The following is a 12,929-nucleotide window of genomic DNA, read 5'->3' as shown; positions in this document are numbered from 1 at the left end:
TCGATGATGCCGAGTTCGACCGCATAGCTGAGAATGCCGCCGAAGAGACCTATCGTTCGGGCTGCCGTGCCGGCGCCACCGCGCACGATTGCGCGCCCACGCAGCTTGTCCGTCTTCACGTTCGCGCGTGTCTTCCCCGCCATGATGTCCTTCATGGCTTGGGTGATGTCGGACTTGGCCAAATCCCGCACCCGTCGGCTGCCGAGCAGCGGAACGATGTGGCGCTCAACGCGTCCGACATCGGTGGAGATCGTCGTGGGCTTCTTTGGCCGTCCTCGTTTGCCGAGCACGAGTCCGTTCTTGAGATCTTCGAGGTAGCGGGTGCAGAGTTCCTTGACGGTGATCGCCTCGCGATCGAGCTTGCGCTCCTCGGCGGGGTTGCCACCCCTTGCGACCTGACCCAGCAGGGCTTTCGCCTCGCGCCTGGCTTAGTCAGGAGTCCAAACTCCGTGCAGTCCGATCGTATAGCGACGCGAGCGGCCGGCACTGCGGTACTGCACAACATAGCTTCGCTTCCCCGATTTGAAGACGCGCATCCCAAACCCCGGAAGGTCGTCGTCCCATAGGACATAGTCAGAGGACTTGATTTTGGTGGCATCGACGGTTCGTTTGGTCAGCTTCGCCATGCTTTTGGGTCTCCTTGACAGATTCCCTGCGTAAGCAAAGCGTAAGCACGGCAGGGAGGGGTTTGAGCCGCTCCGTCGTACCGTCGGCGCTGATCGATTTCAAATTTGTTTTGTAATTTCAGAGGCATAGCGCGCATTCGGATAAAATCGGATAGTTTCGGCGAAAGCCACTATCCATTCTCCGAAGGCAGAGGTCACAGGTTCGAATCCTGTCGGGTGCGCCAGATTTCAAAGGTCCATATCGCACCTAAAGGTGTCGCTTACCTAAATATGTGCTGCAACCTCACGCAGCATCACCTCAGCCTGGGCAAGTACGGTTTGGACTGCCTCCTGCTCAAGATCAGGCGGATAGCCATATCTCTTGAGGATGCGCTTCACGAGGATGCGCATCCGGGCGCGTGCGGTCGCCTTGTGGTGCCAGTCTACTGTCGCCGAACCGCGCATCTGTTCGACCAGTTCGTGAGCGATCACCCGCAGCTTTTCACTGCCCATGGCCTCAATGGCACTCTCGTTCTCGGCAAGGGCGTCATAGAAGGCTAGCTCCTCGGGGGACAGCCCATGCTCCTCGCCTCGAACCGCCGACGCCTTGATGTCCCTTGCCAGGGCGATCAGCTCTTGGATCATCTCAACGGTCGAGATCGCGTTGGCATGATACCGAGCTACGGCTTCCTCAAGGCGCCGCGAGAACGACTTGGTCTCGACGACGTTCGACCTCGACCGGCTGCTGATCTCGCCATTTAGCAGCTTCTTCAAAGCCTCCAGAGCGAGGTTCTTCCTCTCCATCTGCTGGATTTCCGCTAGGAACTCCTCGGACAGGATCGACAGGTCCGGGGTCTGGATACCTGCAGCCTTCAGGATGTCCACGATTTCAGCGTTGGCAACGGCCTGATTGAGTAGCTGCTCGACTGCAAAGGTCTTGGCGCGGTCAGACATCTTGCCCCTCGCCGTGGTCTTGGCGAGTGCTGCCCGGACAGCTTGAAAGAAGCCGACCTCGTCGCGTATCGCTCGGGCTTCATCGCTGGCAGACGCCAGCGCATATGCCTTGCTCAGCTCCAGTACGGCGTTCTGATAGCGTCGATGCGCCTTCTTCTTGTCGTCGGCGCCCGAAATCTTCGCGGCCTCCCGCTCTTGCCAAGCGAGTATCCAGTCGATGGCGTCAGCCAATGCCACTAGGCGTTGCTGGGGCTGGCCGATCATGCCGAGACGGTAATCGTGGCCGTGGAACATCCCTCGCACGACCTCGTACTTCTCCATCAGGACGGCGACAGCCTCCTGCTCATCAATGCCGGTCTTTTCCTGATCAGAAGTCGTGTATTGGCCCAGTGCCTTCTTGAGGTTCTGCGCGATGCCAATGTAGTCAACGATCAACCCGCCGGGCTTATCCTTAAACACTCGGTTTACGCGAGCGATTGCTTGCATAAGTCCGTGTCCGCGCATCGGTTTGTCAATGTACATCGTGTGCATGCAGGGCGCGTCGAAGCCGGTCAGCCACATGTCCCGCACGATCACGAGCTTGAGTTCGTCGTCGGGGTCACGCGCCCGCTTGGCGAGGGCGTCGCGCCGCTTCTTAGTGCCGATGTGGGGTTGCCAGTCCAGCGGATCGGATGCGGACCCGGTCATCACGATCTTGATCGCCCCCTTGTCGTCATCGTCCGAGTGCCACGCTGGCCTGAGGGCCACGATATGCTTGTAGAGGTCCACGCAGATACGGCGGCTCATGCAGACCGCCATTGCCTTGCCATTCATGCCCGCGATACGAGCCTCAAGGTGTTCGACCAGATCGGTGGCGATCTGCGACAGACGTTTGTCCGACCCTACCAGCCGCTCGACCGTTGCCCATTTCGCCTTCTGCTTCTCCTGCTCGGAGAGTGTGTCGTCTTCGAGGATCGCCTCGATCTCCGCGTCGATCCTGGGCTTCTCGTCCTCGTTCAACTCGATGCGGGCTAGTCGGCTCTCGTAGAAGATCGGAACAGTCGCGCCGTCCTCCACGGCGCGACTGATGTCGTAGACGTCGATATACTCGCCGAAAATCGCAGGCGTGTTTATGTCGTCGGCTTCAATGGGGGTTCCGGTGAAGCCAATGAAGGAAGCGTTGGGCAGCCCCTGGCGGATGTAGTGCGCGTAGCCATAGCGACGCTTGCCCGAGGTCTTATCCAGCTTGGCGTCAAAACCGTACTGGCTTCGATGTGCCTCGTCGGCCATGACGATGACATTGCGACGGTCGGTCAGGACCGGAAAGCTCTCCTCCCCGGTCTCGGGCGAGAACTTTTGGACCGTCGTGAAGATCACCCCACCGGAGGCGCGGTTGAGCAGACGGCGAAGTTCGTCGCGGCTGTCCGCCTGCTCGGGCGTCTGGCGGATCAGGTCGCGACACAGACTGAACGTTGCGAACAACTGATCGTCTAGGTCGTTGCGGTCGGTCAAGACGACCAGCGTCGGGTTCTCCAGCGCCTTGGACCGCACGATCAGCCCACCGAAAAAAGCCATCAACAGGCTCTTGCCTGAACCCTGCGTATGCCAGATGACGCCGATCTTGCGGTCACCGTCAGGTTTCGCGGCCTCGATCGCACTGGTGAGTGCCTTCGTTGCGCCATGGAACTGATGGTATCCGGCAATGATCTTGAACGGACCTTCACCCTTGTCGCCGAACACAATGAAGTCACGCAGCAAGGCAAGGAACCGCTTGCGGTCGAACACACCGTACAACAGCGTCGCCATCTCGCGTGGGCCGTGCGGCGTGAAATCGCCATCCGCTCCCGTCACCGTCCGCCACGGCATGAACCGTTCCTCGTCAGCGGTAAGTGACCCTATCCGGGCCAGAACGCCATCGGAAGCGATCAAGACCGCGTTCGTCCGAAACAGCGACGGCACCTGCGCCTTGTAGGTCTGGAGCTGATTGAAGGCAGCGCCGATGTCGGCAGCCTCGGCACCAGCGTTCTTCAACTCGATGATGGCGAGGGGCAGACCGTTGACGAACACCACGATGTCTGGACGGCGCTTGTGGCGACCCTCAACCACGGTGAATTGGTTGGTCACCAGCCAGTCGTTGTTGTCGGCTTTGTCAAAGTCGACCAGCCAGACCTTGTCACCCTTGATCTCCCCGTCGGCCACGACAAACTCAACATCGACACCTTCGGTGAGAAGGCGATGGATGCGCCAGTTTTCTTCGACCAGGGATGGGGTTTCAGTAACGAACAGTTGCTTGATCGCCGATGCGCGGGCCTCGGCTGGGATGGTCGGGTTCAGACGGTCGACCGCTGCCCTCAGACGCGAAGCCAGAATGGTGTCGGAATAGGCTTCACGCTCAGGAGTGGAGCCGTCAGGCGCGATTTGACTGGACGGAGCGTAGAGGTAGCCAAGCTCCTCAAAGATGTTTATGGCGGCGGCTTCCACGATGTCCTCGCGGAAGCCTGAGCGAGTATAGTCAGTGTCGATCTGCTCGTAGATGATTTCCTTGCCCGGCGTCTCCGTCACGGCACGCTCCCGTGGGCGAGCACATCGAGAATACGATCTACCTCACCGATGGTCTCGGGAACGAACCTGACGGCATCGCCACGATGCAGGCGGTCAAGGGTCTTGAGCGCGCTGTGTCGACCATAGAGGATGTCGCCCCGTGCGTTCTTGGTCATATAGGTTTCGCTGCCGGGACGCTTCCGATGCTTGATACCTGCGACCTTTGAAAGGTCCACGCCATTAGTCTCGCTCCAAATCTGGAGGATGCTGTCGGGTTTGATGATGATGGCGACTTCTATCGGGCCTCGACCCTTGCGCGGTAGGAGGTACCGCCGCGCATGAACATTCTGGTGGCCCGCGGTGTGGACTGCCGCTTCGCGATTAAGACGAGCTTCGCAATGTGCTTTGAGCGCTGCCTGCGGATCAGTCATGCCAGCACCAGACCGGGTTTCAGCCCCAGACGCTCCTTGAACTCTACAGGGATATCTGACCAGTGCTCGACCAGAAGATCGACCAATTGACTTCCATTGATCAATCCGATCCGGGGAAACCCCGCCTCGAGCGCAACGTCGAACGCGGCCTTCTGAAAGCCTGCAGTGGTAATGAACGCACCTTGCCCGTTAGACGGTATAGCTTGTCGAAGCTGGCGGACGGTGGAGGCAGCGATCTTGGCATCTAGCTTGTATCGTTTAGCCTGGACGAACACTTTTACCTTGGCGAGGTTGGCAATGTTTAGCTCGCCGATGGCGTCTACGCCGCCGTCGCCTGTCTTCCCGACTACCTCTGACCCCTCGAACCCAAGTGCAGTGAGAAGATGGCCGACGAGGATCTCAAACTCTTTGTCATCTAGCGTGAGGATTTGGTCGAGAACGGCCCGATACGGATCGTAAGCACCAGCGTGGACAACTGGTGACAAGCTGCCGCGTCCTGTCCGTTGCAGAACTTCGTCAACCTGGGAAACTCCAAAGACAGTCAACGAGGATTGCAATGTGTTCTGCAAAGGCACGGACAGCCCGGAGCGAAGCAGAGGCAGTGACGACCACTTCACACGCCTGCGATGAGGATAGCGGCACGCGGGGTCGGCCGGGACGTAAAAGTAGGATGGATCGGGTCCGACGATACCGTGATGCAGCAACTCCGTGTTCGTGTCCGGCGTAATCACCGTGTCGCCGGCCTTCATCTCGATAAGGAAGCGTGCAAGCTGCCCCACCTGCTGGCCTACGACGATGTTGCTGTCATCCTCGGGGTAGGCAGCGCGATAGAGCGGGTACAGTTCATCGCGGGTGGGAGTGACCGAAAGATCAGCCACTCGCTCCCAACCGATGCCGCAATATCCGCCATGCAGGAAGGCTTGAGCGTATTTGCCGGCGTCGGCGCGGACGCACCAGACCCTGGTCATTGCGCTGCCTCCAGACGATGCTCGGCATCTCGAAGGGTGATGTCGCCGGACATGAGCTTAGGGAGCAAAAGGTCTCGGGTAGCTGCGAGCGTCCTACTTTGTGCTGCATTGGCGAGTATTCGAGACACAAGGGAATGGACCAAGGAGCCAAAAGCGGCAGCGATTTCCTGGCCTGCATTGACAAACGGCAGCGCCTTCACTGCTGTCGAATTCAGCCCCGGGATTGCAACGCCGGTTCCGCGATTTCGCATCTCATCCATCACGGCTTCAGACGTAAGCATGAAATATAGAAACTCTTGAGTAAACGGTGGGCACGCCCTGATCCTATAGACGTGTTCGTTGATACAAAATTCGGAAAAAGGAAAGCCGGTCCCGAACATGCTGACATGGGGTTCGAATTCTCCAGGTCGCCCGCCATCTTTGTACAAAAGCACATCACGGTCGCTCACATGGCCCCGCTTCATGCCTTTATGAAACTCTGCAGTAACATATTTCGTCTTACTAAAGTCGTACTTTCCAATACTAACGATACTCTCCGCACCAACGCTAGGTATTCCAAAATTGATGCCCTTGACGCCGCCTTTGGGCCGCGACCCGGTCTCAAGTACTAACAAGATGGACGCAAGGGAACTTGTCGTCCAGCCCGACGGCAGCCCATCGTCGCCCAACGCTGCCGGAAACAGATCAGCCAGTTCCTGCGCCCGATTGGGGTCGGCGACGAGACACCCCATGATATCGATAGGATCGGTTGCGCCGTCGATCTTGCGGCGGGTCGGGCCGAAATTGACATACCAATCGCGGAAGATCGCCTGCGCCATAGTCTCCAGCGTTTCATTCATCCGCCGGTTCAGTTCGATCTTGTCGTCAAGCGCGCCGAGCACTTCGCAGAAGAGTTTTTGTTCTGGCTTTGGCGGTAGCAGGAACCTATACGCCTTTATGCGGCTCGGCGACGTGTGCTTCACGGTTGAACCCGTGCAACTTGCCAGGACTTCTGCCCTATAGCTTGATGTTCGCATCAACCAGTAGATGAAATCACGGCTGGCAAGGTCAGAGATGCAATCAACCTTTCCAAGGCGCTGATTGTGCAAATAAACAGACCCATCACGGGGAACTATCGCAGGGTACCCAAGAGTGTCACCCGCCTTGCTGAGATCGGTCATCGTCACGAGGAGGTCGCCAGCTCGAAGGACGTAGCCCGGTGCTGACGGGCCGTCGTAGAACTTGAGCTTTCCAAACTGGAAGCCGCCACCGACCGCGAAGTTGCCCGGCGTCAATAGGATGTCTCCTGGCGGCGCGTCTCGGAAATACTCGCCTTTGAACGCAAAGCCATGTTTCACCTCGATGAGGTCGCCGAGCGTTGTAGACGTCCATCCACTCATGGCGTCACGTCCCCGAGTACTCGCTCGATCCGCTCTTCCAGCGTTCGCCCCTCTGCAAACTGCGACTGTAGCTGTTCGCGCAGTTCCTCGAACTTTTCGGCGAACGAAACGCCGTCAATCTCTGCCTCTGCTGCACCCACATACCGACCGGGCGCCAGCACATGACCATGCTCGCGAACCTCTGTTAGGGTGGCCGACTTGCAGAAACCCGGATCGTCGGCGTAGTCGGCCCAGCCGTTCGCCGCCAGTGTCTCGGGCGTGGCACGCCAGCGATGGTAGGACCCCGCGATCTTGTCGATGTCCTCTACACTGAACTCCTTGCGTATCCGATCCACCATGAAGCCGAGCCTGCGGGCATCAATGAACAGGATTTCTCCGCGCCGGTCGCGGTGACCGTTGGCGCTCTTGTTCCGCGCCAGTATCCAGAGGCAGGCCGGGATTGGGGTGGAGAAGAACAGCTGGCCCGGTAGTGCGACCATACAGTCCACAACATCCGCCTCGATCATGGCCTTGCGAATGTCGCCTTCGCCAGATTGGTTAGACGACATCGAACCATTGGCGAGGACGACGCCCGCTGTTCCACGTGGGGCCAGATGGTGGAGGATGTGCTGAAGCCAGCCGAAGTTGGCGTTCCCTCTTGGCGGGACGCCGTGCTTCCAGCGCTGGTCGTCGGTCAGGCGCTCACCACCCCAGTCCGACACGTTGAAGGGCGGGTTGGCCATGACGAAATCGGCCTTGAGGTCCGCGAACTCGTCACGGTGGAAGCTGCCCTCATTGTTCCATCGGATGTCCGCGTCGATACCCTGAACCGCGAGGTTCATCTTTGCTAGCCGCCACGTTGTGTGGTTGATCTCCTGACCGTAGATCGCGATGGCGTCACGCCGCCCGCCGTGCTCCTCGATGAACTTCTCCGACTGCACGAACATGCCACCTGAGCCGCAGCACGGGTCATAGACGCGGCCCGTATAGGGTTCGAGCACTTGGACCAACGTGCGGACGACGGAACGCGGCGTGAAGAACTCGCCGCCTCGCTTCCCCTCGGAACTCGCGAACCCGGACAGAAAATACTCGTATACGCGGCCTAACAGGTCTTTCGCCGTGTCGGTGCTATCGTGCATGCCGATGTTGGAGAACAGGTCGATCAGCTCGCCGAGCATCGTCTTGTTCAGCGTCGGGCGCGCGTAGTTTTTCGGCAGAACGCCCTTCAGCCCTTCGTTCGACGGGGCCTTCTCAATGGCCTCCATTGCCTCATCTACCAGCTTGCCGATCTCGGGGCGCTTGGCGTTGGCCTGCAAATACGACCAGCGAGCCTCCTTCGGTACCCAGAATACGTTTTCGGCCAGATACTCCTCGGGGTCTTCCGCGTCGGCATACTCATCCGCCTCCAGCTTCGCGTGCTGGCCTTCGAAAGCGTCGGAAATGTACTTTAGGAAGATCAAACCGAGCGCGACGTGTTTGTACTCGGACGGCTCAAGGTTGCCTCGCAACTTGTCTGCCGCCTTGAACAGCTCCGCTGTGAACGCCAAATCAGAGCCGTTGCCGCTGTTAGATGCCATCCTGTCCCCCAAATCATTAGCGGTTAGGGTAGGATGCTAGGGCAGGCTCTGCAAACGGTTCCTCAGATACGCTCTTTAGGTCCTGCCCCCGCCACCGCCCTAACAGACTCCCGCTCCACCAGCGGGCACTCCAACTTCGTAATCGGATACCGCCCCCGTCCAGGCGCCGCCGGCGCCTCCAGCTGCTCGATCGCCCATTGCCCCATCGCCATGTGCGGCAGGATCGAGGTCGTCAGCGGCGGGAACAAATGCCGGGCGATTTCCTCGTCGTCGTAGCCGACCACGGAAATGTCTTGCGGAATGTGCAGGCCGGCTTCCTTCAGCGCTTCGTAGCAGCCGATCGCGGTGCGGTCGTTCTGGCAGAAGATGGCGGTCGGGCGGTCTTTCAGCGCCAGCAGCTTGACGGTCGCGGCGTAGCCGGCGCTGGCCGACCAGTCGCCCTCGACCACCAATTCGCCGTCGAACGGGATGTCGGCGGTGGCGAGCGCGCGGCGGTAGCCTTTCAGCCGGTCTTGTGCGGCCTGCATCCACGGCTCGCCGGTGATGGTGGCGATGCGGCGGTGGCCGTGGCTGATCAAATGGCGGGTCGAGCTCTGGCCGCCGGCGATCTCGCTCGGCACCACGGCGGGGAAGGCGTAGTCCGCCGTGTAGCAATTGAGCAGGATCACCGGGATGTCGAGGCCGTAGAGATAGTCGGGCGCGGTGATCTCGCGCGTGAAGATGGTCATGTAGATCAGCGCCGAAATGCCCCGCTTGGTGAGTGCGGCGATGGCGCGCGGCTCCATGACGGAATCGCCCAGCGTCTGCGCCACCAGAAGCACGTTGCCGGCATTCCACGAGGCCTGGCGCGCGCCCTCGATGGCGACCACGGCTTCCGGGCTGGTGGCGAGCTGGTCGACGGCAAAGCCGATCACCCCGTCCAGTCCTTCGAAGGCGGGCCCCTCGAAGGCAGGCAACGCCGGGTGAAGTGCCGAGAAGGCGGGCGCCGAATAGCCAAGGGTCCGCGCGGCCTCGATCACCCGTTCGCGGGTCTGCTGCGACAGCTTGATGCCGGGCGAATTGTTGAGCACGAAGGAAACGGTCGCCTGCGAGCAGCCGGCGGCCCTGGCGATGTCGATCATGGTGACGCGACCCTTGGTGCCCTTGGCCGCCGCCTTGCGCCGCCTCGCCGTGTCGCTGGCCCGATCCGTCGTCTCGCTCATGGCAAATCCCAGTCTGGCTGGCCGGTCAGGCCGGCAAGATGGCGTGACGCCGTCGATTTATAGAGATATCATCAAGGCGTTTATAACTATTAGTATGCCGGAGGTCTATCCGCCATGGATCTCCATAAAAGCCAAAACTCAAATGACGAAAGGCTTGGGCGGCGAGCCAGTGGTGACCAAGGCTCGGCGTTGGATACGCCTGGAAATCGCCGGCATTGGCTCGGAACTAATACTGTTTACTAATACAAAAATGCGCTGTACCGTCAATCCGTCGCATCCGGCCGGTGGGCTCGGGGCGGTGGGAGTGTACGAAAATGGCCCGATGGCGAGCGGATCTTACCCCCGCAAGCCTTGTCTCGGATATGTGATATGTCTGACAAATCGGACTATTTACGAACGAAGGATGAGTCTCTAAGGTCCGCATCGTGGCTGGGACGGCGCCATTCTTTCGGTGCCGTGAACCCTTTGAGGAGGAGGGCGTCCAAGCTGCAAACGGCAAATCAGGTCAGTGCAAGATCGGTCAGTCGAACGACTGAACCAAATGGGAGGTTGAACATGAAATCCTTGATACGAAATGCATCCGTAGCCGCGACCGCGCTGCTGCTCGGCCTGTCGGCCACGGCAATCGCGCGCGCCGACGACAAGCCGACGCTGGCCTTCGTCGTCAACGGCGCTTCCGATTTCTGGAAGGCCGCCGAAGCCGGCGTCAAGAAGGCGCAGGGCGAACTGCCCGACTATACGCTCGAGCTCAAATATCCCGAGCAGTCCTCGGTCGCCATCCAGCAGCGGCTGATGGACGATCTGGTCACCGCCGGCGTCAAGGGCATCATGGTCTCGGCCGTCGATCCCAAGACCTCGACCGATGGCCTCAACAAGATCGCTTCGGAAACGGCGCTGTTCACCACCGACTCGGACGCCCCGCAGACCAAGCGCGTCGCCTATATCGGCTCGTCCAACGTCGATGCCGGCAAGCAGGCGGCCGAAATCGCCAAGAAGGCGATGCCCAATGGCGGCAAATGCCTCGGCTTCGTCGGCCTGCTCGGCGCCGACAATGCCAAGGAGCGCATCCAGGGCATGAAGGACGGCCTCGCCGGAACCAAGATCGAGCTGATCGACGTGCGCGGCGACGACATCGACCAGGCGCGCGCCAAGAAGAACGTCGAGGACGCGCTGGTCGCCAGCCCCGACGTCACCTGCATGGTCGGCTTCTACTCCTACAATACGCCGCGCATCTATGAAGCGCTGCGCGACGCCGGCAAGCTCGGCTCGATCACCGTCGTCGGCTTCGATGACGATCCGATCACGCTGGGCGGCGTCAAGGAAGGCACCATTGCCGCCACCGTCGTGCAGCAGCCCTTCGAATGGGCCTATCAGGGCATGAAGCTGATGGCTGCCTATCTCAAGGGCGACAAGTCGGGCATCCCGGAAGGCAACCTCATCATCATCCCGACCAAGATCATCGGCAAGGATGACGTCGACGCCTACGCCGCCAATCTGAAGGCGATGGCCGGAAAATAAGACTTGAAGCAGTTCAGCCGGCTCAACGTCGCTTGGGCCGGCTGCTCGCATTGACGAACACCGCGAGGATCGTCAGTCTGCCAAAAGCCAAGAGCATGATCCCGAAAAGTGGAAGCCGGTTTTCTCGGACAAACGGGAAACCGTTTTGTCCAGAGATCATGCTCAGAAATTGGCCCCCCAATCGCTGTCAGGCATGATGAACTATTCCGACACATCCATCGCAGCAACGACGCCGTTCCTCAGCCTCGAGAACGTGCGCAAGACCTATCCGGGCGTCGTCGCGCTCGACGGCTTCTCCATGGAGGTCAGGCCGGGCGAGGTCATCGGCCTCGTCGGTGAAAACGGCGCCGGCAAATCGACCTTGATGAAGATCCTCGGCGGCGTCACTAGGCCCGACAGCGGCACGATCACCGTCGACGGCACCGCGCATGACAGGCTCTCAGTCGAAGCCAGCCTGGGTTCGGGCATCGCCTTCGTCCACCAGGAACTCAACCTGTTCGACAATCTCGATGTCGCCGCCAACATCTTCTTCGGCCGCGAGCCGTTGCGCGCCGGGCCGCTCAGGCTCGTCGACCGCGCAAAACTGCGCACCATGGTGGCGCCGCTGTTGAAGCGCGTCGGCGCCAATTTTTCCGCCGACACGCAGGTCGCGACCTTGTCGCTGGCGCAGCAGCAGATGGTCGAGATCGCCAAGGCGCTGTCGATCGAGGCAAGGCTGGTCATCCTCGACGAGCCGACATCGAGCCTGCCGCTCGCCGAAACCGACAAATTGCTCGACGTCATCAAGGCGCTGAAGGCCGACGGCATCAGCGTCATCTTCATTTCGCACCGCCTGCACGAGGTCGAGCGCGTCGCCGACCGCGTCGTCGTGCTGCGCGACGGCATGCTGGCCGGTACGCTGGGCAAGCATGACATCGGCCACGACCAGATGGTCAAGCTGATGATCGGCCGCATGCTGAAGGAGCGCGAAAAGGCCTCGGAAGCGGCGCGTGCGCCCGGCGCCACGGCGCTTGCGGCCAAGGCCATCCGCACGCCTGCCTATCCCGGCCGGCCGGTCGATCTCGACGTCAGGCGTGGCGAAATCCTCGGCCTGGCCGGCCTTGTCGGCTCCGGCCGCACCGAATTGGCGCGGGTGTTCTTCGGCATTGACTCGAAGCTCGGCGGCGCGCTGGAACTCGACGGCAAGCCGCTTGCGCTGGCTTCCGCGGCGGATGCCGTCGCGCAAGGCATCTTCCTGGTCCCGGAAGACCGCAAGCTGACCGGCATCCTGCTCGACCTGTCGATCGCGCAGAACATTTCGCTGCCCAATCTGCCGGCGCATGCGCGCCGCTCCCTGGTGTCCTCAAGCGCCGAGACCGCCACCGCCGAGAAACAGAAGAAAGATCTCGGCATCAAGGCGCCTTCGGTGCAGACGCGCACCGGCACGCTGTCGGGCGGCAACCAGCAGAAGGTCGTGCTCGGCAAGTGGCTGGCCATGAATCCGAAGGTGATGATTCTCGACGAGCCTACGCGCGGCATCGACATCGGCGCCAAGGCGGAAATCTACGGGCTGATGCGGGCGCTCGCCGATGCCGGCGTCGCCGTGCTGATGATCTCCTCCGACATGGAAGAGGTGATCGGCGTGTCCGACCGCATCGCCGTCATGCATGAGGGCCAGATCTCCGGCATTCTCGACAAGGACCGGTTCAGCCAGGAAAACGTGCTGCTGCTGGCAGTGGGCAAGCAGCCGAAATAGTTTCTTGTTTGCCACGGGTTCCGGTCCGGAACCTTCCAGGGCGGGCATTGGGGAGAAGACG

At 60.5% G+C, this 12,929-nt stretch carries 8 protein-coding genes and 1 pseudogene; 2 read left to right on the top strand and 7 right to left on the bottom strand.

All coding sequences use genetic code 11. The features are described from left to right. From NKI66_RS29985 to NKI66_RS29955, 7 genes and pseudogenes are all read right to left on the bottom strand, one after another. A pseudogene (locus tag NKI66_RS29985) lies at window positions 1–626 on the bottom strand (DUF4102 domain-containing protein); the annotation flags it as partial. Between the two features lie 264 nt (window positions 627–890). Next, window positions 891–4,100 (bottom strand): type I restriction endonuclease subunit R, encoded by a 3,210-nt coding sequence (locus NKI66_RS29980; RefSeq protein WP_352753804.1) that lies wholly within the window; start codon window positions 4,098–4,100, stop codon window positions 891–893. After that, on the bottom strand, window positions 4,097–4,510 hold the full coding sequence (locus NKI66_RS29975) for a hypothetical protein (RefSeq protein ID WP_352753803.1): 414 nt from the start codon (window positions 4,508–4,510) through the stop codon (window positions 4,097–4,099). Before NKI66_RS29975 ends, NKI66_RS29980 begins: the two co-directional genes overlap by 4 nt. Next, window positions 4,507–5,478 (bottom strand): restriction endonuclease, encoded by a 972-nt coding sequence (locus tag NKI66_RS29970; protein WP_352753802.1) that lies wholly within the window; start codon window positions 5,476–5,478, stop codon window positions 4,507–4,509. Before NKI66_RS29970 ends, NKI66_RS29975 begins: the two co-directional genes overlap by 4 nt. After that, window positions 5,475–6,857 carry a restriction endonuclease subunit S gene (locus NKI66_RS29965; protein WP_352753801.1) on the bottom strand — a complete coding sequence of 461 codons (1,383 nt, stop codon included), beginning with the start codon at window positions 6,855–6,857 and terminating at the stop codon, window positions 5,475–5,477. The genes NKI66_RS29970 and NKI66_RS29965 overlap by 4 nt, the downstream gene beginning before the upstream one ends. Beyond that, window positions 6,854–8,413: a class I SAM-dependent DNA methyltransferase gene (locus NKI66_RS29960; protein WP_352753800.1), complete on the bottom strand. Its 1,560-nt coding sequence runs from the start codon at window positions 8,411–8,413 to the stop codon at window positions 6,854–6,856. Before NKI66_RS29960 ends, NKI66_RS29965 begins: the two co-directional genes overlap by 4 nt. A 62-nt stretch (window positions 8,414–8,475) precedes the next feature. Next, on the bottom strand, window positions 8,476–9,615 hold the full coding sequence (locus tag NKI66_RS29955; protein WP_352753799.1) for a LacI family DNA-binding transcriptional regulator: 1,140 nt from the start codon (window positions 9,613–9,615) through the stop codon (window positions 8,476–8,478). Window positions 9,616–10,170: 555 nt separating this feature from the next. Between NKI66_RS29955 and NKI66_RS29950 the strand changes: the two genes are divergently transcribed. Beyond that, window positions 10,171–11,133 carry a sugar-binding protein gene (locus tag NKI66_RS29950; RefSeq protein ID WP_352753797.1) on the top strand — a complete coding sequence of 321 codons (963 nt, stop codon included), beginning with the start codon at window positions 10,171–10,173 and terminating at the stop codon, window positions 11,131–11,133. 196 nt (window positions 11,134–11,329) lie between these two features. Then, window positions 11,330–12,868 (top strand): sugar ABC transporter ATP-binding protein, encoded by a 1,539-nt coding sequence (locus NKI66_RS29945; protein ID WP_352753805.1) that lies wholly within the window; start codon window positions 11,330–11,332, stop codon window positions 12,866–12,868. Window positions 12,869–12,929 lie beyond the last annotated feature (61 nt).

Origin of the sequence: Mesorhizobium sp. M0518, from assembly GCF_040321125.1 — a bacterium.
GTDB lineage: Bacteria > Pseudomonadota > Alphaproteobacteria > Rhizobiales > Rhizobiaceae > Mesorhizobium.
Note: the sequence above shows the minus strand (reverse complement) of the source record. Positions and strands in the feature narration are given on the sequence as shown.